General features: G+C 46.5%; 28 protein-coding genes, 1 tRNA gene and 1 other annotated feature. Of the genes, 9 read left to right on the top strand and 20 right to left on the bottom strand.

Annotated features, from left to right (window positions below):
* The first annotated feature begins 99 nt into the window (after positions 1-99).
* The gene (locus tag NSS79_RS13650; RefSeq protein ID WP_340898841.1) at positions 100-303 is read left to right on the top strand and encodes a DUF1054 family protein; all 204 of its coding nucleotides are present in this window, start codon (positions 100-102) and stop codon (positions 301-303) included.
* 108 nt (positions 304-411) lie between these two features.
* Here the strand turns inward: NSS79_RS13650 and NSS79_RS13645 are convergent, their stop codons facing one another.
* Complete coding sequence (locus NSS79_RS13645) at positions 412-1,701, bottom strand: MFS transporter (RefSeq protein ID WP_076112072.1); 1,290 nt, start codon at positions 1,699-1,701, stop codon at positions 412-414.
* A 90-nt stretch (positions 1,702-1,791) separates the two neighbouring features.
* Here NSS79_RS13645 and NSS79_RS13640 point away from each other — a divergent pair, with 90 nt between their 5' ends.
* Entirely contained in the window at positions 1,792-3,267 is a 1,476-nt protein-coding gene (locus NSS79_RS13640) for an aminotransferase class I/II-fold pyridoxal phosphate-dependent enzyme (RefSeq protein WP_076112074.1), read from the top strand.
* A 120-nt stretch (positions 3,268-3,387) separates the two neighbouring features.
* On the opposite strand, the gene NSS79_RS13635 is transcribed toward NSS79_RS13640, so the two are convergent.
* Positions 3,388-3,711: a DUF1292 domain-containing protein gene (locus NSS79_RS13635; protein WP_019911532.1), complete on the bottom strand. Its 324-nt coding sequence runs from the start codon at positions 3,709-3,711 to the stop codon at positions 3,388-3,390.
* A gap of 91 nt (positions 3,712-3,802) precedes the next feature.
* Entirely contained in the window at positions 3,803-4,354 is a 552-nt protein-coding gene (locus tag NSS79_RS13630; RefSeq protein ID WP_342439752.1) for a copper amine oxidase, read from the bottom strand.
* 167 nt (positions 4,355-4,521) lie between these two features.
* Here NSS79_RS13630 and NSS79_RS13625 point away from each other — a divergent pair, with 167 nt between their 5' ends.
* Entirely contained in the window at positions 4,522-5,259 is a 738-nt protein-coding gene (locus tag NSS79_RS13625) for an MBL fold metallo-hydrolase (protein WP_342439751.1), read from the top strand.
* A 115-nt stretch (positions 5,260-5,374) separates the two neighbouring features.
* Here the strand turns inward: NSS79_RS13625 and NSS79_RS13620 are convergent, their stop codons facing one another.
* The 3 genes from NSS79_RS13620 to NSS79_RS13610 all read right to left on the bottom strand — a co-directional run bounded on the left by NSS79_RS13620 (position 5,375) and on the right by NSS79_RS13610 (position 6,438).
* Positions 5,375-5,611 (bottom strand): DUF3892 domain-containing protein, encoded by a 237-nt coding sequence (locus tag NSS79_RS13620; RefSeq protein WP_038590405.1) that lies wholly within the window; start codon positions 5,609-5,611, stop codon positions 5,375-5,377.
* Positions 5,612-5,696: 85 nt separating this feature from the next.
* Complete coding sequence (locus NSS79_RS13615) at positions 5,697-6,140, bottom strand: GNAT family N-acetyltransferase (RefSeq protein ID WP_076112079.1); 444 nt, start codon at positions 6,138-6,140, stop codon at positions 5,697-5,699.
* Between the two features lie 82 nt (positions 6,141-6,222).
* Entirely contained in the window at positions 6,223-6,438 is a 216-nt protein-coding gene (locus tag NSS79_RS13610; protein WP_342439750.1) for a hypothetical protein, read from the bottom strand.
* Positions 6,439-6,596: 158 nt separating this feature from the next.
* Positions 6,597-6,862 (top strand) — a binding site (T-box leader).
* A gap of 166 nt (positions 6,863-7,028) precedes the next feature.
* Here NSS79_RS13610 and metG point away from each other — a divergent pair.
* Both metG and NSS79_RS13600 read left to right on the top strand, forming a co-directional pair.
* Positions 7,029-8,693, top strand: a complete 1,665-nt coding sequence (metG, locus tag NSS79_RS13605) for a methionine--tRNA ligase (protein WP_342439749.1) — start codon at positions 7,029-7,031, stop codon at positions 8,691-8,693.
* 221 nt (positions 8,694-8,914) lie between these two features.
* Complete coding sequence (locus NSS79_RS13600; RefSeq protein WP_342439748.1) at positions 8,915-9,370, top strand: hypothetical protein; 456 nt, start codon at positions 8,915-8,917, stop codon at positions 9,368-9,370.
* A 78-nt stretch (positions 9,371-9,448) separates the two neighbouring features.
* On the opposite strand, the gene NSS79_RS13595 is transcribed toward NSS79_RS13600, so the two are convergent.
* From NSS79_RS13595 to NSS79_RS13570, 6 genes are all read right to left on the bottom strand, one after another.
* Positions 9,449-9,670 (bottom strand): aldo/keto reductase, encoded by a 222-nt coding sequence (locus NSS79_RS13595; RefSeq protein WP_342439747.1) that lies wholly within the window; start codon positions 9,668-9,670, stop codon positions 9,449-9,451.
* Positions 9,671-9,701: 31 nt separating this feature from the next.
* On the bottom strand, positions 9,702-9,821 hold the full coding sequence (locus NSS79_RS13590; protein WP_342439746.1) for an aldo/keto reductase: 120 nt from the start codon (positions 9,819-9,821) through the stop codon (positions 9,702-9,704).
* A gap of 182 nt (positions 9,822-10,003) precedes the next feature.
* Complete coding sequence (locus NSS79_RS13585) at positions 10,004-10,741, bottom strand: creatininase family protein (RefSeq protein WP_342439745.1); 738 nt, start codon at positions 10,739-10,741, stop codon at positions 10,004-10,006.
* Between the two features lie 199 nt (positions 10,742-10,940).
* The gene (locus NSS79_RS13580) at positions 10,941-11,423 is read right to left on the bottom strand and encodes an NUDIX hydrolase (RefSeq protein ID WP_342439744.1); all 483 of its coding nucleotides are present in this window, start codon (positions 11,421-11,423) and stop codon (positions 10,941-10,943) included.
* 21 nt (positions 11,424-11,444) lie between these two features.
* Complete coding sequence (locus NSS79_RS13575; RefSeq protein ID WP_342439743.1) at positions 11,445-11,879, bottom strand: NUDIX domain-containing protein; 435 nt, start codon at positions 11,877-11,879, stop codon at positions 11,445-11,447.
* 168 nt (positions 11,880-12,047) lie between these two features.
* The gene (locus NSS79_RS13570; protein WP_342439742.1) at positions 12,048-12,584 is read right to left on the bottom strand and encodes a cupin domain-containing protein; all 537 of its coding nucleotides are present in this window, start codon (positions 12,582-12,584) and stop codon (positions 12,048-12,050) included.
* A 136-nt stretch (positions 12,585-12,720) separates the two neighbouring features.
* On the opposite strand from NSS79_RS13570, the gene NSS79_RS13565 reads away from it, so the two are divergent.
* Positions 12,721-12,792, top strand: a tRNA-Val gene (locus tag NSS79_RS13565).
* Positions 12,793-12,984: 192 nt separating this feature from the next.
* Here NSS79_RS13565 and NSS79_RS13560 read toward each other — a convergent pair.
* The 7 genes from NSS79_RS13560 to NSS79_RS13530 all read right to left on the bottom strand — a co-directional run bounded on the left by NSS79_RS13560 (position 12,985) and on the right by NSS79_RS13530 (position 18,719).
* Entirely contained in the window at positions 12,985-13,380 is a 396-nt protein-coding gene (locus NSS79_RS13560; protein WP_076112094.1) for a LytTR family transcriptional regulator DNA-binding domain-containing protein, read from the bottom strand.
* Between the two features lie 16 nt (positions 13,381-13,396).
* Complete coding sequence (locus NSS79_RS13555) at positions 13,397-13,531, bottom strand: cyclic lactone autoinducer peptide (protein ID WP_081965804.1); 135 nt, start codon at positions 13,529-13,531, stop codon at positions 13,397-13,399.
* 2 nt (positions 13,532-13,533) lie between these two features.
* A complete protein-coding gene (locus NSS79_RS13550) occupies positions 13,534-14,058 on the bottom strand; it encodes an accessory gene regulator B family protein (RefSeq protein WP_342439741.1) in 525 nt (174 codons plus the stop codon).
* Positions 14,051-14,680, bottom strand: coding sequence for a hypothetical protein (locus tag NSS79_RS13545; RefSeq protein WP_342439740.1), 630 nt, complete (start codon positions 14,678-14,680; stop codon positions 14,051-14,053). The genes NSS79_RS13550 and NSS79_RS13545 overlap by 8 nt, the downstream gene beginning before the upstream one ends.
* Positions 14,681-15,017: 337 nt before the next feature.
* The gene (locus NSS79_RS13540; protein WP_342439739.1) at positions 15,018-16,229 is read right to left on the bottom strand and encodes a copper amine oxidase N-terminal domain-containing protein; all 1,212 of its coding nucleotides are present in this window, start codon (positions 16,227-16,229) and stop codon (positions 15,018-15,020) included.
* 377 nt (positions 16,230-16,606) lie between these two features.
* The gene (locus tag NSS79_RS13535) at positions 16,607-16,894 is read right to left on the bottom strand and encodes a hypothetical protein (RefSeq protein WP_342439738.1); all 288 of its coding nucleotides are present in this window, start codon (positions 16,892-16,894) and stop codon (positions 16,607-16,609) included.
* A gap of 223 nt (positions 16,895-17,117) precedes the next feature.
* On the bottom strand, positions 17,118-18,719 hold the full coding sequence (locus NSS79_RS13530; RefSeq protein ID WP_342439737.1) for a helix-turn-helix domain-containing protein: 1,602 nt from the start codon (positions 18,717-18,719) through the stop codon (positions 17,118-17,120).
* 175 nt (positions 18,720-18,894) lie between these two features.
* Between NSS79_RS13530 and NSS79_RS13525 the strand changes: the two genes are divergently transcribed.
* Together NSS79_RS13525 and NSS79_RS13520 are read left to right on the top strand one after the other, a co-directional pair.
* On the top strand, positions 18,895-19,101 hold the full coding sequence (locus NSS79_RS13525; protein ID WP_342439736.1) for a helix-turn-helix transcriptional regulator: 207 nt from the start codon (positions 18,895-18,897) through the stop codon (positions 19,099-19,101).
* Complete coding sequence (locus tag NSS79_RS13520) at positions 19,098-19,487, top strand: hypothetical protein (protein ID WP_342439735.1); 390 nt, start codon at positions 19,098-19,100, stop codon at positions 19,485-19,487. Before NSS79_RS13525 ends, NSS79_RS13520 begins: the two co-directional genes overlap by 4 nt.
* Before the next feature lie 106 nt (positions 19,488-19,593).
* Here NSS79_RS13520 and NSS79_RS13515 read toward each other — a convergent pair whose 3' ends face one another.
* The gene (locus NSS79_RS13515) at positions 19,594-20,613 is read right to left on the bottom strand and encodes an ABC transporter substrate-binding protein (protein WP_342439734.1); all 1,020 of its coding nucleotides are present in this window, start codon (positions 20,611-20,613) and stop codon (positions 19,594-19,596) included.
* A gap of 390 nt (positions 20,614-21,003) precedes the next feature.
* On the opposite strand from NSS79_RS13515, the gene NSS79_RS13510 reads away from it, so the two are divergent.
* On the top strand, positions 21,004-22,059 hold the full coding sequence (locus NSS79_RS13510) for a LacI family DNA-binding transcriptional regulator (protein WP_342439733.1): 1,056 nt from the start codon (positions 21,004-21,006) through the stop codon (positions 22,057-22,059).
* Positions 22,060-22,079 lie beyond the last annotated feature (20 nt).

Raw genomic sequence — 22,079 nt, 5'->3', positions numbered from 1 at the left:
GGATTTAGAGGCTTTGAGATGGAAATATGCTGCAGCTGCAGCAATTTCAGCGATCCTTATATGCATGCTAATCTATCTTTTGAACAAGGAGACGCTATAATGCCATTTCAAGGATTTACACATGATGATTTTGCAGTATTTCAAATTGAGGGGCGTAAGCTGAAGGAAGTCAAGAAAGCCGAGATTACGTGCGGTCTGCGGATCGACAAGGATGATCCGATTCTGTCGGATGAGGATAAGCTCCTTGAGCTTATTCGGCAGACCTTCGAGACGCTGCTGCCCCTGTACCGTATGTCCTTCTAGACACATACATAGTCTATGGCTGCAATAAAGCCGCAGGCAGACGGATGAATTCATTCCGTCAGCCTGCGGCTTATTTAGTGTCACCGATCGGTTTAAACCCACCCCAGCTCAGCTAGTTCCTGTCTTTAATTTTGTCCGATGGACAATAAGCAGATGCAGTCCGAAGAGCAGCACCATCACAAATGAGCTGGCCAGAAAAGGAGCACTATGGCTGACTGAATCCCACAGTCTGCCTGACAGTACAGGGCCTGCTACCATGCCGGAGCCTTGGAGTGTCAGGAAAAGGCCCCATACGGTGCCCCGCTCCCCCTTAGGCACCTGGAAAGCAATAAAGGCGTTCCAGGCCGGAAGAATAAGCGCATAACTTACACCAACCAGGGCAACGGCGCAGAAGGCCAGCGGCAGCCAGCGCACCTGGGAGAAGAAGGCCAGTGAACCGGCTGCCAGCAGAAATCCGATGTTCAGAAACACTGTAGTCCCGATCCTGTCCACCAATTTCCCGGCGGGAATGAGCGCCAGCACAGTGATCCCCCCACCGGCAATGAGCAGCAGACTGAACTGATTCGGCGTGACATGCAGCTCTGAATGGGCAAACAACGTAACTACCGGTGTCATAAGGCCAATGGCAAAAGCCTGCAGAAATAATGCCGGGAACAGAAGCCGGCTTACCTTCAGCGAGCTTCTAACCGCGTGCATCGTCCGCTTGAGGCTCTGCAGCGGCTGAAACGGTCTGCGCTGTTCTACAGGAGCTTCTTCACTGTGGATGTCACGCACAACGTGGGGAGCATGGCCACCAATTTTGGACGGGAGCAGCAGGGCAACGGCAGCAACAGCAGCTGCGCATCCCATAAGCACAAGAAATACCGTGCGGTAGCCTTGACCGCCATGATCCATCAGAAAATTCATGGTGATCGGCCCGATCCCGGTTCCGGCCAGCGAGGCCATCTCTACTGCGCCCATCGCCGCACCGCTGCTGCCGCTCTTCGTAGAACCGGCCAGCTCCGTAATCCCTGTCATTGTGCAAGGCCACAGCGGCGATGTTCCAATGCCCAGAATCAGGCAGGCTATGGATAAACTGACCGCATCTTTGGCATAGACAATCATTCCTACCGCTACTACCAGCAGCAGCAGGGCACCCGTCATTGTCCAGCGGTAGCCGATACGCTCCATCACCCAGCCGAACGGGCTGCGGAAGAGGTTGTCCCCCAGATATTGCAAGGCAAAAGCAAAGCCTACCACCGTTACCGACAAGCCGAGGATATTCTCCATATACACAGGCAGGAGGGCGACAAGCAGCGAGCCTTTCACAAATTCCACCAAAAAGATAATAGCCCACATTTCCATAATGAAGGGCGAGGCCAAGCTGATATGCATACGTTGTGCTACTTTGCCAGACATTAGATCACATCCTAGTATTATGTTGATTGATTTGTTATACTGATGCTTGCTTGAAAAAAAACTATTCGCGAAAGGTTGTGACAGCATTAAATGGATCAACACCGTACTCCCCTCTTCACTGCTCTCAAAAAGCATGCCGCTGGAAACCCAGTTCAATTTCATATTCCCGGGCATAAGAAGGGGCTAGGAACCGATGCCGAATTCCGTGAGTTTATCGGCGATAACGCTCTATCCATAGATTTGATCAATATCGCACCGCTTGATGATCTTCATCAGCCTACCGGCGTAATACAAGAAGCTCAGAAGCTGGCTGCGAAGGCTTTCGGCGCCGACTATACGTATTTTAGCGTACAGGGCACGAGCAATGCCATCATGACTATGATCCTCTCTGTCTGCTCAGAAGGAGACAAAATAATTGTGCCGCGGAACATTCACAAATCCGTGATGTCGGCAATTATTTTCTCCGGAGCCAAGCCTGTTTTCGTCTCACCTGTACAGGATGAGAATCTTGGGATAGACCACGGCATTACCACCAGCTCGCTGGAACGAGCATTAAGGCGCCATCCGGACGCCAAAGGAGTTCTAGTAATCAATCCAACGTATTTTGGCGTATGCGCTGACCTGCGTTCGATTGTTGACCTGGCCCACAGCTACGGGGTTCCCGTATTGGTGGACGAGGCACATGGAGTATTGATTCATTTTCATGAGGATCTTCCGGTATCAGCCATGCAGGCTGGTGCCGATATGGCGGCAACCAGCGTTCACAAGCTGGGCGGCTCCATGACGCAAAGCTCGGTGCTTAACGTGAATGCCAAAACCGGGCTGGTCAACCCGCAGCGGGTACAGACGATTCTCAGTATGCTGACGACAACTTCCACCTCATATATTTTGCTTGCGTCACTGGATACTTCCAGACGCAATCTGGCTCTGAACGGCCATGAAATGGCCGAGAGAACAATAGCCTTGTCCAATTATGCCCGGGAGACCATCAACAACATCGACGGTCTGTACAGCTTTGGCAGAGAGATTCTTGGCACAGAGGCCACCTTTAATATTGATCCAACCAAGCTTAACATTCATGTCCGCCATTTGGGAATAACCGGTTATGAAACAGAAAACTGGTTGCGCCAAAAGTATAACATCGAAGTAGAACTAAGCGACATGTATAATATTCTTTGCCTGATTACGCCTGGTGATACCCAAGATTCCGTAGATAAGCTGCTTTCCGCCCTGCGGGTATTGTCAGCCATCCATTACAGCAAAGGTGAGATCTATGAGCTTAAGGTGCAGGTGCCGGAAATTCCACAGCTTGCCCTTATTCCAAGAGATGCCTTTTATGCGGATACTCAGGTAGTTCCGTTCCGCGAATCCGCAGGTTATATCATTGCGGAATTCATCTATGTTTATCCTCCGGGCATTCCGATTTTGCTCCCCGGTGAAATAATTACCCAGGATAACATTGATTATATCATCGACCATGTGGAAATCGGGCTGCCGGTCAAAGGTCCGGAGGACCGCAGCATCAACTTTGTCAAGGTAGTCGTGGAAGCTGATCCGATCTCTTGATCGGCCAGCCTTCCGCAAAACATAGGCATTCATACAAAAACCCGATACTTAGGTATCGGGTTTTTGCATGCAAGCCTCAGTGCTGAATTCATGCAACCTCAGGCTGTGCTACACTGAAATCTATTCTTGCTGGGCAAGCAGCTCGTTGTAAGCTTCTTCAACGGCTTTCCATTCAGCTTCATCTTCAATGTTGTAAAGCACCATTTCTTCATCTTCTTCTTCCATGCGCAGAATGATGCCATCCGCTTCAGGGTTTTCGCGTTCCAGCAACAGCGCGTATAATTTCTCGCCCACATCGAACGTTTCTACCAGCACCATTTCTACATCTTCGCCCTGCTCGTTCGTCAAGGTCAGCACAAACTCCTCGTGCTCATGGTCGTGATCATGTCCGCAACCGCATGCTTCACCATGTTCATGGCCATGCTCATGTTTGTGATCGCTCATTGAAATACCTCACTTTGAATTGAATTATCCTACATTTGGTATCGTAACACGTATGATAAGTTCAGGTCAATTTGGGTGTAATGCAAAATACCTAATCTAGTGCAGTGATTACCTTCTCTGACACAAGTACGTAATCTACATTCTTGGAGGCTTTAATATAGAAGCCCACCCGGTACTTCCCGGACTCTTTAAAATCATAGGTGAACTCCGAGGTGGAGAACCAGAAATCTTCTTTTTTCGAACCGCCCAGCTCCTGCGACTGAATGTCCTTCAAATTTCCCGATGGATCGGTAATGGCTACTTTTACTGCTGCGATGCTATCTGTCAAGCTGTCCACCTGTGACAACACCTTAAATTTGAGTTTTCCGATATTCACGTTACCAAATACATCATCGCCCTTATACAGAATAATCTGTACATTCGGCTTAAGAATGGTCACTTTGCCTGAACCGTCCCAGTTCACGACGCCTCCAGCTTCCCTGGCCGGGATATAAGCCTTGCCATCAATCAAATAGCCGCCATCGGCCATTTCCTTCCCATTGCTCCATACCCTGATTTTCTGATTTACAGCGTCCGCGAACAATAATGAACTTCCCATCAGGGAAAATACAACTACGCACAGAGCAACTTTTTTCCACCTCATAAGCAGAGACCCTCCAAATAATTCATGCTGTTAATATATACTGCCAAGGGTGACACAAGTTGCGCCGAAGTGAGATGAAAATTTCATTTCTGTCATCAAAATGTTACTATATTGAAAATAAAACGTTAACCTGCTTTGGCAACAATTAGAACTGGAGGATTTTCGGTATGACTATACAACTGCAAATGATAGGTACGGGTGATGCTTTTTCCAATAACTACTATAATAACAACGGGCTGCTGCTGGATGGCAACTTCTCGCTTCTCATAGACTGTGGTGCTACGGCCCCGCTCGCCATGCATCAATTAGGGAGATCGTTCCGTGAGGTGAACGCGACGCTAATCACACATATCCATAATGATCATGTCGGCGGACTGGAAGAGCTGGCACTAGAGTTGATGCAGGATAATAACCGGAAAATGCAGCTGCTGTTGTCAGCGACACTGGTCAAACCGCTATGGGATCACATCTGCAAGAGCGCTCACTCAAAGGAAGGCCGTGCAGATTCCCTCGAAGAAATGTTCAATATAACTGCCCTGCGTCCAGGTGAGTCTTATACCCTTTCCCCGGAAATTACACTGCAATTGATTCGCACCCCGCATATTCGCGGCCGGGACAGCTACTCGCTGCTGCTGAATGATGATATCTTTTACAGCGCCGATATGACCTTCCAGCCTGAGCTGCTGATCAAGCTTGTCCGCAAGCATGGCGTCCGGAAGATTTTTCACGACTGTGAGCTCAGCGGATCGGGTAAGGTTCATACTACACTCCGGGAACTGATGTCTTTGCCTGATGATGTACGCAAGTTAATCTATTTAATGCACTACAGCGACCGGAAGCCTGAATTTGAGGGGATGACCGGAGAAATGGAGTTTCTTGTTCAGCATGAGATATATGAGCTTTGAGGTTCAGTTTCCCGTATCTTTATTAACCGCAGTTTATAACCTTGAAGCTGCAAAAAAAGCCGGATGGGTAGTGTCAACTGACACTGCCTGTCCGGCTGTTCTTATCTATGCAGTTTTAGAACTGCGGCAGCTGATCCAGATTATTCGTGGGATCGCCATCCGCATCGCCACGGATGTATAGTTCGCCATCTCTGCCTTTGAACACATTCACTCCGGCTATGCTTCCCGCTTGAACCTCCTGCAGCGCTTGCTGGTAGTCCAGCACACGTCCTGAAGAGGTCTGGAACTTCATCAGGTCGCCGTCACCGTTTCTTTGGGCCGCTGTAAACCGTTCGCGTTCATTGTTCATCACTTAGGATCTACTCCTTCGCGCTTGGATTGGCCATTAGGCTCAACTCTAGCTTGCCCTGCTAACGAAAGAATATGTACTTTGAGGTTTACAGCGTTTTCTGCATTCTCACATGCAAAATACCCGCATCATAGAATGGCTCTGGAGAGATCACTTCATACCCCAGCTTGTTATAAAAGTCTTCCGCCTGGCATTGTCCATCAAGGATGGATGATTCGAGGCCCAGCTCACGGGCAAGCTCCTCCAGTGCCAACAGCAGGATACGCCCGTATCCCTTGCTGCGGTAGTCTTTGTCGACTGCTATACGCTGCATTTTCGCAGTGCCTGCTTTATAATAAATCAATCTTCCGGTAGCTACCGGGAGACCCTCATCCATCAGCAAGATATGATGCACATTGTCGCCGATTACATCATACTCATCAATTTCCTCTTCTTCCGGTACCTTTTGCTCTTCAACAAATACTTTTTTGCGGATGTCCAGTCCCATCTGGAGCTGTTCATCTGTCGTTACATGTACGATTTCCGCCGCCATACTTCCACAGGTCTCCTCTCTTTATATAAAAACGATAGTTGACCCATTATACAGAATTTTCATTACGCTGTGAAGAGCGCCATTATTCGACCGAATAGACCTCAGTGGAAATCGAGCGGTCGTATACATCCTCCAATACAGGCGATAAAGGGCTGTCTAAACCTTCAGCCTTTCCATCCAAGCCAGTCATGCTCTGGATCTCCACAACACTCGGCGCCTGATAGGACGAAGCACACCCAACTGCCGTCAGAAGCAGCATTAAACACACTACCGCTTCCCATATCTTAATTCTGCGCATCTTTTCCCTCCTATCGTCTTCTGCTCTACACAGCTTTGACGATTCGTGAGGTTATTAAACTGTTCAGCGGTCTTTGTTGAATCCAGATTCAAAAACTGCATTTAACGCTTGACTTCTACCACGTTCCTCCCGTAAGATAACCATTAATTAGGATAACCACAAAAGCTAAGAAGAGAAAGAGTACCTTGGCCAATCTTTCACAGAGAGCTCCGGCCGCTGAAAAGGAGCAAAGAAAATCCAAGGGAATATGGTCTCTGAGCTGCGCATCGAACCCCTCCAGGAGGGTTGTAGGCTGCGCCGGAACCCGCATCCGTTATCATGCTAGGGTATACCCGCGAACAGCGGACGTACCTGAAGAGGTGAATGCCGCAAGGCATTGATGAAGTTGGGTGGTAACACGTGAGCACAGGCTCTCGTCCCTTTTGGGGACGGGAGTCTTTTTTGTTGCCCAAAAATGCTTCTGGAGCGAGTTTTGTTGGAAGGGAATTCAGGGAGTAGCGCTCACAAAACTTTAGCATATGCTTCCGAAGCGAGTTTTGTTCGAAGGACAATCTGGGAGTAATGCTCACAAAACTTTAGGAGGAGATAAAATGTCCAATATCTTTATCGGAGGGGCGTGGCCTTACGCCAATGGCTCTCTGCATCTGGGAAGGCTGGCAAGCATTCTGCCCGGTGACATTCTGGCCCGCTACCACCGGGCTAAAGGTGATCGGGTGCTGTATGTGTCCGGCAGCGATTGCCATGGAACACCGGTTGCTGTCCAGGCAGCCAAAGAGGGCGTAACGCCGGGCGAATTCGCCGACCGCTATCATGAGGAATTTGTGGAGTGCTTCGGCAAGCTTGGTTTTACTTACGATTTATACACGCGGACAGATCAGGAAACCCACCACACGGTCGTTCGTGAGCTATTTCTTAAACTTCTGGACAACGGGCACCTGTACAAAAAGACAACACTCCAGTGCTACTGCGAGCAGGATCAGCGGTTTCTACCCGACCGGTACGTGGAGGGAACGTGTCCGGTCTGCGGGCAGCAGGCACGCGGTGATCAGTGCGATTACTGCTCCACCCTGCTCGACCCGTCCGATCTGCTGGACAGATCCTGTAAAATCTGCGGAACCCCTCCGGTGCTGCGGCCTACAGAGCATTACTATCTTTCTCTTTCAAGCTTTCAAAAGGAACTGGCAGACTATGCAGCATCATCTCAGGGCTGGAGGGATAATGCCGTCCGGTTGACTCAGCGTTATCTGCAAGAGGGACTTCAAGACCGCGCGGCTACCCGTGATCTCGATTGGGGCGTGGATGTGCCGGTAGACGGATTCACCGGCAAAAAAATCTACGTATGGATCGAAGCGGTCAGCGGCTATCTGTCCGCCAGCAAGCAGTGGGCCGCAGAGACAGGAAACCGCTGGGAGGATTTTTGGCTGGAGAATCGCGACAGCATCGATGAGGATGGCAAGACAACCGCTTATTATGTACATGGGAAAGACAACGTGCCTTTTCATAGTCTGATTTGGCCGGGTATACTATTGGGAGCGGGCGGACTGCATTTGCCTGACCGTCTGTTTGCCTGCGAATACATGACACTGGAAGGGCAAAAATTCTCTACCAGCCGCAACTGGGCGGTCTGGGTACCGGATATTCTCAGCCGCTATCAGCCGGATTCAATCCGGTACTTCCTGATTGCAAACGGCCCCGAGAAGCGTGATACCGACTTCTCCTGGAGGGAGTTCATCCACAGCCATAATGGCGAGCTGCTCGGCGCCTTCGGCAATTTTGTAAACCGCAGCCTGGCCTTCATAAATAAAGCCTTCGGAGGTTGTGTGCCGGACGGAATACTGGAGCCTAAGTGGAGAGCGAACTTCGACAACTTATACGCTGAAGCCGGCAGGCTGATCGAATCCGGGCGTTTTAAGGAGGCTCTGGAGTTTATCTTTGGTTATATTCGCCAAGCCAATAAATACTTTGATGAACAGAAACCCTGGCTGCAGATCAAGGAAGACCGCAACGCCTGCGGAGATACCCTCTACACCTGCGTACAGATCATTGCTAATCTGGCTAATCTGCTGAATCCGTTCATTCCTTTTTCCTGTGATGAGCTCCGCACCTTCTTGTCCCTTGATGAGGCTGGATGGCAGCAGTCCTCTGTTCCGGCAGGACAAACCATCAATGAACTGAAGCTGCTCTTCGAACGCATTGATACTGTACGGATTGAAGAGGAAACAGCCCGGCTGGAGAGCCAGATGCTAAGTAACTAATCCTTATTACACCTGCTGGCTATATGGCGGAGGATGAGTTTAGTATGTAGTAGGCAGCCTCCGCCTGTAAGTTGCAACTTTTTATTCGGGATGATATCAATTCTATTAAAGGTGAAACTATGAGAAAAACTCTAACTCTAGTTCCAATTTTATGTATATTACTTTTTCTGCCTTCTTCTTCTTTTCTAATGAAGCATTCCTTTCGGAGCGCCGACTGGGGAATGAGCATTACCGAGGTTAGGGAAAGCGAAACGTTGGATTTCAAAGATCTCGGCGATGGTGCTCTAAAGATTCTGCAATATAAATATCCGTCACCGGAGTTTGACGATGCTTGGGTGTACTATTTGTTCCCGGAACAGCAGAACCACAAGTTAGGCGGCGCCGGTTACATCTATTATATACAGGATCAAGAGGCCAGAGCAGCACTCGTCCGGAAGCTGTCGGAGAAATACGCGGGCATCTACGGTGTAGGGCAGTATAGCAATGATGCCAATTTTCAACGGTATTACTGGAATTTACCCGACAAGAGGCTGATCATTTACAACGATTTCGGAGCAGAAGCGGCGGTCAGTTCTACTATGATTATGAATTCATTGAAACTATCAATGCAGGAACACAATAACTGGTACCGTCTCTCGAAAAAAGCCGATTTTTCTATAGCCCGGTTGATATCGTAAGGCTGTAGAAAAAAACGGCTGTACCGCAAAAGACCACTGTATTCCTCATGCTTTCTCTAATTCTACCGGTTATCCAGGTTAATTCTGGCCGGGAAACCGCCCGCCGGCTACTGCCCCCTTCGGTGAGATGCTTTCGATTTGGGCAAGTTCTTCCGCCGACAGGGATACCTGAAGCGCTCCGAGGTTCTTCTTCACTCTACCCAGCCGTTTTGTCCCCGGGATCGGAACAACATTGTCGCCCTGTGCCAACAGCCAAGCCAGAGCAAGCTGTGAAGTCGTGCAGCCTTTTTGTACGGCCATCGCTTCAATCAGGGAGACGACTTCAAGGTTTTTAGTGAGTATGCGTCACCCCGAATTTGGTCGCAATTACAGCCTTATCCCTGTGGCCTTTGAGCGCCCTGCCCAGCAGGTATTCCTCACCATAAAGATCTGCTGTATCAAAAAGTGTCACACCCAGCTCCAGCGATCCACGGATCGTATCTACCGATTCTTCATTAGCAGCAGCTTTCAGGGAGTTAGGGCGTCTATTTCATTGTGCAAGCCTACGCGTTACGCGTCCCCGCAGCGTCAGAATAAAAAAAGTGCCCGAACAGTCATAAACACAACTGCTGCGGACACACTTTTGTGCAACTTTTACTGAGCTAGAACAATTTCCTGCAGCATTGCTGCAATGGCTTCAACGGAGCCGTTCCACAGCTTCTCGCCAAGATCCCTACTGGCATGGGTTGGGTCACCTATAACGCCTGTTGTGGAATATTTGCCAAAATCCAGATTGGGATCATCCCATTCCGGCTCGCTGCTGCCAGGATTAAAGATCTGCGCTTCCCTAATATCCTCAGGATGTTTATAAAGTCCCAGCGAAGTAGTGAAGCTGTCTGCATGACCACCCGGAATGTCGGGATCAGCATGCCTGCACCAGATCTCATGAAACGGATGATGGGGAATATCGACCTTGGCTTTCCCCTCATATTCCTGATTGAACCTTACTGCCACATTGCCCAGCAGGTGACCGCCACAGCCGCGAAAAATAACCAGCTGTCTAAAGCCTTGGTCCACCAGGGAAGTCAGAACAGCGTATATTACATCTTCATACAGCTTCTGCGGAATATCGATAAAGCCGTATCCAAAGCTGCGGTGCTCCGGCGTAGGTCCAAAAGGAATTGTCGGTATCACCAGGGACTTGACTCCGTATTTCAGCTTGGCCTGCTGCGCTGCTTCAATGGACAGCTCTGTGGCCAGCCAGGTATCAAAATCAACGGTGGAGTGTGGACCCTGCTGCTCCGTACAGCCCGTCGGAATAATTGCCAGATAACCTTCCGCTGCTTTTTCTTTAATTTCCAAAAAGGTGAGTTTTCCGTATTCGACTGTCATTTGAATTTCCCCTTAGGTTGTCTAATAGTAAATAGTCGAAGCGAGGTGTTTGTTTATGCGCAGATTTTCATTGTGGCTGCCCCTCGGAACCTTTCTTGCCGCAGGAATTCTTATGGATTTCCTGATCCATACCCTTAACGAGAAAAGAAGGCTAGCTGCAGCCATCGAAGTGAAGAATAGCAGGATTGCCACGCTGGTTCTATATCTTCCGTTTCAGCGAGACGGCAAACTCTGGTTTGGTCTCATAGGCCATGTAGGATACGATCCCTGCAAAATCCAAATAAGCCTGATAACGCGTGCGGATCGCCATGCTTGTGATCTTGTCCAGCACAAGCTCCTTAGCCACCCAGCAGCTTTCCGACGTTTCCTCTGAAACGGCAAGTTCTCCGCCCACCGGCTTACATACATAATCCAGCATTACTTTCGTCGGAACATCGGTGATGCCGTCATGCCATTTGTACATTCTGGTATTCGAATACACTCCAATCAGGTGAGAGACCTCGGTGTCTATTCCGCTTTCTTCCTTGATCTCCCGGATGAGTGCATCCATCAGATTCTCTCCGGCCTCTACTTGCCCCCCAGGGAACACCCAGCCACCATGAAACGTTTTGACCAAAAGCACTTCTCCCTGCTCATTCTCCACGATCCCGCCGACAGCCACAATATGAGTTGGCATAGCCATGTTATTGACCTCCTATGATCTTTATAGTTGAATATTGCACTGCTCAGCAAATTCATTGACTTTGGACAGCAATGCAGGATAGATCATCGGATAGGTTAACTCTTCCGGCACCTCCGTGAACCCGCATATTCCTTCCATTTCATAAGCCGGCAATTGTCCGAACTTATTAACGGTGGCCAGGTAGAGCTTTCCGAAACTATCCGGCATTGACTCTCCGGTAACCGAATAAATACTTATTGGAAATAACGTATAGTCTTCCGCTCCTGTCTCTTCATACAGTTCTCTTGCCGCTGCTTCATCAGGCGTTTCATTCTCATCAATATGTCCACCTGCAAATTCCCATGTGGTACGACCACGCTGCCGAGCTAATATCCACTGCTCATTATGCCTTACGATAATAACGACGTAGGTTAGATTTTCCTCCTTTATTCCCGTCTCGTGTATAGTAACTTTCATTCACAAGCATCTCCTTAGACGGCAAAACCGATAGAGTTTTGGTGGATTACCGGATGTGACGTTCCTATTATCTCTGGTTTTAACCTATGTATAGAATACCTTGATATTTCTTCCAACAGTTTCATCTATTATATAATAGAAGCATTCATAAGTCCGCCGGCAAAAGAATCACTCACCACCGTCTTCTCCCCGCTTCTCCTCACCCTTGCCCTGAGCGTTCAATTGCGCCCATATCTCCCGGGTCAAATGTTCGCCTTTATAATAGTCCACCCTATCCTCCGTTTCATACAGCTCTTCATACGGTAAAATATTGATTTTCCCGGAGTCAGGGTATTCCGCAACATCCAACCCGTTATTCGTCCGTAAATCGAGATAGCGGCAAGGCGTCTCCGTATGATTGAACAGCTGATGCGCACCTGATGGACCGGTTTCGAAAAATATCGTATCGCCCTCATGGACTTCCTGTAACCCGTCGGGAGTTCTTAACATAGCACTGCCCGCCAAAATCACAAACAGCTCTTCAGCATTTCTATGAAAGTGATACGGATACGAGTACTTGCCCGGGTCCAATGACCGGATATCAAAAATCAAATGCTTCGACCCTACCATCCCCGCCAGTTTCTCGCTGGTGTGCCAAGCAAATTCCGGAACCGGAGACTGCCTTTGTTTAAAAGAGATATTCTGTTCATTAAAAATGGTCGCCATGGAATCACTCCCTACGCAAAAGTTAATTTAATCCGAGCATAGAGACTATGGAACAAGTTGTAAGTGAGTAAATTCATATGCCGTGAAAAAAACATTGCCATCTCCTCACATCCTGTGGTATTATAAATTTCGTTGCAGGACGGTAGCTCAGCGGGAGAGCACTATCTTGACAGGGTAGGGGTCATGGGTTCGAACCCCATCCGTCCTATACTGCATCACTACGTAAAACTCCTTATTTTATAAGGAGTTTTTCTTTTTCTATTCCCCACTCGCATTGGGGACGGAATTTTTCGCTTATAAAAACAACCACTCATGTCAGAGTGGTTGTTTTTATAAGTCTGATGCTATTGATAATCAATTTATATGTTTTATCCTGAGTGATTATTTTAGAAAAAAAGAGTTACCATAAAGGCAACTCAATGAAATTGATTTTTGTAGTTGTTAAATTAATATTTTTTCTGACTTCTTTGTATCCTTTTTCAGAAAGGAAACACTTTTGCTCGACTCCTGATAAATTTTCCCCGAAGTAGGCCACATGAAACGACTTATCCACTTGAAAGATATTAGAAACATGAATCAATGTGTTTCTGTCTGCTAGCACGAAGTTATATCCCGATGCCTCTAGAGTGCTTAGCCAGTATTTCAATGTGCCGACTGTATAGTAAACTCCTTCTATCGTGTGGACGAGTATCCTATATATGTCTCTCTCAAATTCCATATAATTAATTTTAGGTATTTCAAGAGAAAACAACCCGGTAATGCCTTTTGGGTCTTTATTCACGGATATGATACTCAAACGGACCACTCCAGTATTATTTAAGTAGTTCTTCTGGAACCTCAGGTTGATGCACATACAACGCACTGTTTGTATTTGCAATGAATAACGCTACCATCGATAAGCATGTCGCCAAACCAGACACGATTCGAACATTCGCTTTTTTCAACATTTTTACTTCACCTCCTTTCTGGCAATTAATAGACTTAGAGATTGAGCAAAATAACTCACGGCTATAGCAGATGAACAAATTATGATATTTGTAGCAACCAAGACCAGACCGATTATTTTAAGCTTCGGATAGTGACGCTTGGGAATTCTAGTCTGCTTTTCAATCCCAATAGGCGCTAACCACAAGATGATCAAAAAACTGATTGCATTCATAACCTGTACAACTAATAAATTTACGTTAATAAACGATAGCGCAGTAAACAACGTCGTAGTAAATATGACACATGCTATACCCGACTTAAGGTGAACACCGCCCGACGATTGCCGTAGTAATGCAAAAGAAACTAATATCGTTGAAGCTTCAGAGAAATTACCTGTGAGCAAAGATATCGCAAGTGTAATGACAATGATAAAAACAATATTTAGCACAACCTCTAATGCATACTTTAGAACCGCTTGCGATGCGGGGTGATCAGGAACAACTTTTTTTATGTTGTAGGCTATCCTCTCAGATATACGATCAATCATTTTCTTTTTCCTTCCCAGTAGAGTAATAAATGAAGAAAATTGAGATCACTAAAAAGAACAATATATTCAAATAAATTTCGTTGTAGTATAAAAGAATTGAGATTCCAATTAGGAAAATTATGATGATCGTCGTTAAAAAAATATCTTCTAATTTAAATCGAAGTTTCTCTATGTCAAAAGTAAAGCCTTTGCCTTTTCTGTAGTAGTGCCAAAAAAAGGAGCAAATAACTACGGAGGTGAGTACTTGTAATATGTATCCATTGCTTTTATTCCCTTCTATTGCTCCTATTGAACCGAATAAGATAAGTACAATAACAGTTTGTATGACTGCAAAAATAGCATATCCTGATATAGTTGCAATAACGGACAGTATGAGGGGCATCCTAACAACTGCAGCAAAAAACAATATGAATATTACTATCAATATTAAAGGTGCGATATTGCTCATATCAAGCTCTTTCCTCACCAAATAGCTCTGCAAATTTATAATTAAAGTAACAAACAAGGCTTGCCAAGCATGATGTTTCCACTTGAATCTAAAGAGCGACATAATCAAATAATAAATAGACATGAGTTCAATAGTCGAAAAGAACATGAAAAGCATTGGCTCCCATGGCAACACACAACACCGCCTGACATTATTTTCATTCAATGCATTAATTATAAATCCGAAATAGAGTTACCGTATACTACTTATTTACTACGAAATAGGTCCGCTTCCTCATGATAATTGATCGTTACGTTTTACTCGCTCCTTTCTGTTCTGACTCTCAATATCCCTTATCCCTCCCGCGTATGCCCGCCGATAGATTTTTTTGAATTATTTGTAAGTCAGCAGACCAGAAGACGAAGAAACCCCGCCAGCTCAAAAAAGCCCGGCGGGTTATCATATCGTTGGGTCAAACACACGAAACCAAGGCGGATAAGCTAAACATCAAATATCCATTCAAGAGCGGCGTTCATCCCTCTAGAGCAGCATTTATATATTGAACAAACAATTTGTCCGAGAACAGAACAACCTTATTGTCCTTCGTCAGCATATAGATGCTTTTAGCATCAGCACTTACATACGCAGTAGTCACATAATAATAGGGATTATTTGCCCCTACAAAACACACTTCGATAACATAGTAATTTTGCTTATTGATTGTCTTAATCTCACCATCATCCATAAGATTAGGTTCATTTCCAAGAAGGGATCTAACTTTTTTATCAAGAACTTCTAAAGCTTTTACTCTCAAAGAAACAGCATCCATACTTTCTGAGAAAGCTTTGTCAGAGAAACCTGCAACTTGATGGTCTTTATTCAACATGAGGAAAGTTTCTCCATCTACACTGACATACACAGTGGTAACAACATAAGAGTTAAAATATTTTTCATCTCCTATTTCAACATTAAAAGCGTAGTATTTGTTCCCGTTGATGAATTTAATCTCATCGTTGTCGTCAATAGTTAGTTCCTGTGACTGAGATTCTATCTTTGCTTCCAAAACTTCAAGGGCATTACTTCGAGATATACTTTGAAAAGCTCCATCAGAAATAGAATAATAAAGCACTTCACCGTTGTACTTATCAACAAGGTACACACCGTTATTGTAACCGTCCAGATTAACGCTATAGTATCTTAGAAGCTCCTGCCCCTTGATTTTTGCTGTGCTGTTGTCTCCATCTATAAGGTACTTAGCTTTTTGTAATGCTTCAGCTTGCGTTGTAACTACCTCACTAGCCGCATGCTTCGATTCGATAGCTACGGTCTTCCACACATCTTTCCATACCACATCTGTATTCATTCCTTTGGAAATTAACTGAATAGGCACCATCATGGTATTGTTGATGTTCTGCGGCGGAACCTCAAGAGCAAGCTTCTTACCGTTCGTATAGGCCGTTTTTTGCCCCAAAGTAAAAGAAACCTCGAAGGAACCGCTTTTGATCACAATCGGCTTCTTAGCAGACTGGAATTTAATAGTAGCATTTAAAGCTTCAGTGACAGCACGCATAGGTACCATTACCCGGCCATTTTTATAAACGGCTGGCTGGTTCATGTTTAAAAGCTGACCATTCACCATTACTTGGATTGTCTGATTCATGTCGGCATGTACATAACTACCTGTGCCAGCGGAAGCCAAAATCAAACACATGATAAATAGCACTCTTTTTACTATATTTCTCAATACGAAAACTCCTTTGTTTCAAAATGATATGACTATGTGTATGTATAATATTTTGCCTAGTACTTGTATGGTTTCGTTCACTATTGATCAGCTCATACAACTTCTAAATAATATCGCAAAGACTCCTCATATTTTCTGATCCGTTTATTTTGCGCTCCCTCCCCCTAGTTGTTCAATAAGCATACAAAATGTGCCAATATACGTCAAAGATATGATTAATTCTTATAGTACGTTCGGAACTGCTTCATACATGGGGCTTCTTGATTCTTCATGATGTCAGCAGCCGAATAAACAATATCAAACCCGTCAGGCACTATGCCCGACGGGTTATGATACACATGCTCTACATTCAAATCTATCTATTGTCTTTTTTAAAACTAGAAATCAGCAGTAGCAATTTGAATTGAACCCGTAGCAGGACCAGCAGCTGTGGTCTGGAGAGCAGCTACCAACAGCAAAGCGACTTCCAGCGTGAGGCTATTGACTGGAGGTATTTCATAAGTGATAACAGGAGCATTGACACGTGTAACTACAAGAAGGATCGGAAACGGACCGTTGTTATTAACGGTAATTGTAGCATTTGCTCCACCGTTCAAGTTTTCAAAATAAGATTTACCAACATTGGCAGCCAGAGAGTAAAACTGCTGAGGTAAGAGAATCGACATAAGAATCACCTCCTAGAACTAGATATTGTATTCTATTCTTCCACAGAATAAATGTAATAGATAAGTGAATCAGTACTAAAACACATTTTACGATTATTAAATAGTGGTAAAACTATCTTCTATGGCCTAGATTCAATGGAAATTAGATATAAAAAAAGACCCCGCCGGCATCCGGCAGAGTCAAATCATTCATGAACCTATCCCTCATGGGTAAACCGGCTCTTTACGCCAGTACCCGCAGCACATCCTCGATCTTCCGCTGATGCGAAAGCACACCATAATTCATCCAGGCCATAAAATCCACCTCGTACACGTTGCGGTTGCGCACAGCAGGCAGGCTACTCCACAGCGGCGTATCCAGCAGCTCCCGGCCTTCACCTTCCTGCCGGTCAAAAGTAATGAACAAATGATCCGCCGTCAGGCCTGACAACTCTTCACTTGTTAGGCTCACGCGCTTCTGTCCCCGGGTGAGCTGCCGGACCAAATGATGCCGCTGGAGCCCGAGATCCTCATGCAGTACGCTTGCCGTATATCCCAGTTCCTCACATCCATAGAGCGCGACTCCGCAGGAAGATATCCTAAGTAAGGCTACCGTCTCTCCCCGGACGCTGCGGCTGAGGATCCGCTTGGCCTGCTGGGCCTGCTGCTCATAATGGCCGATGACCTCCTGCACATGTTCCGTTCTGCCGAAGACAGCAGCTGCAGAACGCAGTGTTGCACGCCAGTCTTCCTGGTGAAACGGGAGTCTGAACAGCGGAGCAATCCGGCGGCACTCACCTAAATGCCAGCGCTGAAAGCCGTCATCCAGTATAATCAGCTCGGGCGTGTAACGGGAAAGCTCTGACCAATCTCCGCGGGAAATATCAAACGTTGGCACCTGATCCAGACCCAGGTACTCCTGCTTGCCCCACTGGGCATGACAATATTGAGCCACCGGAGTAATGCCCAAAGCCAGCAGATAATCCTCCAGAAAAGGCGCGAATACACGGACCCCATCCTGATGAAGGCTCCTGTATTGACCGGGTGTAACACCTACCGCTCCCTTGAAACGCCGGTTAAAATAATACTCATTGCTATAGCCGGCAGTCAGTGCAATATCATGCAGCCGGTCCTTGGTCAGAAGCAACTGCTGCTGCGCCCGTTCGATACGGAGGCCGTTCAAATGCTCCAACGGAATCTTGCCGGTAATCTCCTTAAAAAGCTGCGTGTAACGCGCGCGCCCAATGCCTGCAATCTCTGCCAGCTGGTCGACGGATATCGGTTCACTGTAATGCTCCTGCATATAGTGAATGGAACGTTGTACCGCCTCATGATCATTCTTTGTCTGAACTGCCGGGGAGTTGGCTCGCATGATCAGCAGCAGCAGCTCCTGAAAACGGGTATGACCCGCGAACCATTCGATGTCATCGGGGCTCCTGCGGCTATGATAAATGGAATCCAGCAGCAGTGCACATTGTGAAAAAGGTCTGCAGCTTAAGAGACCCGGCTGGAGCATGGCATTCCCGGGCAATTCCCCCTTTCCGCGGTGTCTGCCATCCCCAGTGCCGATAACCTCAAAAGCAAGCCGGTAAAAGCTAAGCCCCCGCTCTCCGGCCTGAATTCTGTTCATAGATCCAGCCTCAATCAGAAAGCCTGCGCCTTTTTCCAAAGGATAACGCCTTTCCTCCGCTTCGAGCCAGCCCTGCCCTTCCGATACTATGATTAATGTGTGCTCCTGAAACACAGCCATTTGTCCGTTTCCCGCAGGGGATTGGGCTATTGCTTCTATGTTAGTCAAGCTGTATAACAGCTTTTTTTCAGTGCTTTCACTGAGCTGTTCTGCCATTCTCCCGCCCCCTAATTGAGAATCATTTTCATTCCCTTAGTGTAAAACAAAAATGAGGGCCTATCAAGCATGCTGTTTAGAGGTGTAAAAGATGTTTGACACTATAACCATGTTATTTTAAAATCTAAATGTAAAAACTTTTTTACACCCCATCTAACGAAGAAGGTGGAATTCAATGCAAAATCATATCAAAAAGTTTCGAGAGCAAAAAGATATATCACAAGGCAAGTTAGCAGATTTATGTAATGTAAGCAGACAGACCATAAATGCCATTGAAAACAACAAATATGACCCAAGTTTGCAATTAGCTTTTGATATTGCCAAACATTTAGGAGTTAGAATCGATAAGTTATTCATACATGAAGGGAGAGAAGAGGAATGAACACCCGAAAAATAGGTGCAATCGCAGTAGGGGCAGCCACTCTAATTGTGGTGGTTTTTACCATCTATAAGGTCATTGTTGGAAAAGACGTTGGATTTAACGAAATAATAACAATCGCAACGCTATTAATGATGTTTTTTCCTATGATCACCTGGGGAACCAAGGCAGACAAAGATGGTATATTTGAGGATGATGAGTTAGGAAAAAAGATTACGGAGAGAAGCTCGAAAATAAGTTACTTTCTTCTTCTTTTTTTTATACTTGTAGCTTTAGTTGCTGATGAAATCGTAAATGAAACAATGAACATCTTTTTATTAGGGGTATTAGGATTAGCAATGATTACATTACCCATTGTTGAGTTTTTAGTGAGTAAGAAGTATCGCTAGCGGGCACGTCAGTTCAATAAAAAAGCGGCAGTCCAAAACTTTAATTCTCGTCCATGGCTGCCGCGGTTTCTTTTAGGGGGGTTAGTCTATCAGTTTGCCTGGCGTTTTATTTCACCATTGCTTTCAGCAGATCCTCCAGCTTCATCGAATTGGCTGTAATCGCGCCGGACTGCCAGTGGGAGCGTTCCATTCTGTAAATATTCCCGTTCTTCACCGCAGGCAGATTCTTCCACAACGGGCCATCCAGAATTTTGATTGCTTCCTCATTCTCCGCAGTATCCCATCCTCCGTTGTCAGGGAATACAATGATATGATCCGCCTCAAGATCTGGTATCACTTCTTCGGAAATAATGGACTGAAATTCAGTCATCTCCGCAGCCATAGGGACGGGAGTCAGACCGAATTGATCATAGATCACACCCGTAAAGCGGTTTTTGACACCAAATAGCGCAAAGGTTTTCTCGGCAACGTTAAGCCGGATTACAGCTACCTTCTCCTGTCCCAACGCCTGCTGCAGCTTGGCTTTTCCATCCGCCACCTTCTGGTCATACTCCGCAAGTACAGCTTCGCCCTTTTCTGGAATGCCAAGCGCCTCTGCGATAGCTGTGAGCATTTGTCTTGAATCCTGCAGCACTTCCTCCGGCAGACGGTAGGTTGGCGCTACCTTGGAATATTGTTCGTATTTTGCTGCATCTGCTCCTCCGTCGGCAATGATTAAGTCTGGATTTTTTTCCAACAATGCCTCAATGCTCCCGGTAATATCGTATTCCGGTACATCCAGATTCAAATAATCCTGCTTGCCCCAGCTGGGATGATACCATTGCACGACCGGGGTAACGCCTAACGCCTTCAGATAATCCTCCACATAGATCCCTGCCACCCTCTTAGGACTAACGGGGATTTCAACCTCTCCGAATTCCCCGACGACAGTCCGTGTGCCATTATCGGCTGAAGTATCGGTGCCTGCATCGGTGGATGTATTGCTTGCTGCGGTTGGCTTCGCCGCATTCTCTGTTTGAACGTTTTTTCCTCCGGCAGCATTATTATTCGTGCCGCAAGCCGCCAAAGCGGACATTGCCAGTACAAGTACAGCTGTCCAAATACATTTTCGACCCCAACTTGCCATTGATTTCTTCACTCCTATACATCATTGTGATTGATTATCATTCTCAATAACCTTAATGACAATAGTAGCACGTCTTCATCAGCTTTCAATGCACTTTCTCTGCGGCAATCTTATACAAACTTCTAAATTGCATAGTATCTCGTCGATTTGCTAAGCTATAAAAAAACGACCCTGCCAGTAGCTGGCAGAGTCAAGAGTTCATGAACGTATATACTACATACAAGCTGGGGATATCTTCAATTTAACACCTGATTGTTAATAGAGTGTGTGAAGAAATCACGGAATGGATAAATTATGAGCAAGGCAAAATTCTTTAACCGGGTGATTGATTTCTGTAGCGATTTATTTTACAATGAACTCATAAACGCGCGTTTATTTAAAGGGGGCACTATGCGCAGCGAAGATATTGCTAAGCTCGCCGGGGTATCCCGTAGTACGGTATCCCGCGTGATCAACAACTATTCCAATGTCCCTGAAGAGACCCGGGCCAAGGTGCTGAAGGTTATTGAACAGCATCAATACGAGCCAAACAGCTTTGCCCGGGCTCTGGCCGGCAAGAAGACCGATACGATCGGCCTTTTCGCCATCAGCATGAACGAGAAGGAGAATGCAACCCGGATCTATCAGAACAATTACTTCGCGCCTTTCGTCGATGCCGTAGTCGACACGTCGAATGCCCGCGGCTGTTATGTACTGATTCATACCGTATACTCTCCCGACGATTTCCTGAAGGTTAAGCAGGCTTTCCTGCAGAAACGGATTGACGGCGGCATTATCGTCGGCACCCAGAAGGATATTGATATCGTACGGGAAATGGTTGGACTTGAATCCCCGCTAGTGCTGATCGATTATGACATTTCGGAGATTATGTCGGAGCATCTGGACCGCAATCATCTGGCCATTGTGAACTCCAAGGACTATGAGGGCACTGTCGAAGCCATGGAGTATTTGATCAGCCTTGGCCATGAAGAAATTGGCATGATCTGCGGACGAATGAACACGTACTCCGGACGGGAGCGCTATATGGCATACGAGGATACGTTGAAGCGGCATGGATTGCAGCTCAATGAGAACTTCATCCTGCAGGGTGATTTCCTGAAGGAGAAGGCCTACGAAGAGGTCAAGAAGCTGCTGGAGTCCGGCGGCCCATTACCGACAGCCTTCTTCTCGTCCAATGATGACATGGCTATTTCAGCGATGGAAGCGTTCTCCGAACACGGAGTATCCGTGCCTGAGGATATGTCTATTGCCGGATTCGATGATGTGCAGCTTGCCTCGCGCATTCATCCCAAGCTGACCTCCGTACGTCTGCCGATTTACGAAATGTCCAAGGCCGCTGTCGAGAAAGTGATCGAGCTGTGCGATTCCGCTCAGCCGACCTTTAGCACCATCAGCTTCCCGGCCAGGCTGGTCGAAAGAGACTCCTGCCTGCCGCCGAAGAAGTAAGGCTCCCTGCAAGAATGCTG

It is taken from the genome of Paenibacillus sp. FSL L8-0436 (assembly GCF_038593025.1).
Lineage (GTDB): Bacteria > Bacillota > Bacilli > Paenibacillales > Paenibacillaceae > Paenibacillus_AQ.
The sequence above is the reverse complement of the archived record's forward strand: the minus strand, read 5'-3'. Positions and strand labels throughout refer to the sequence as shown.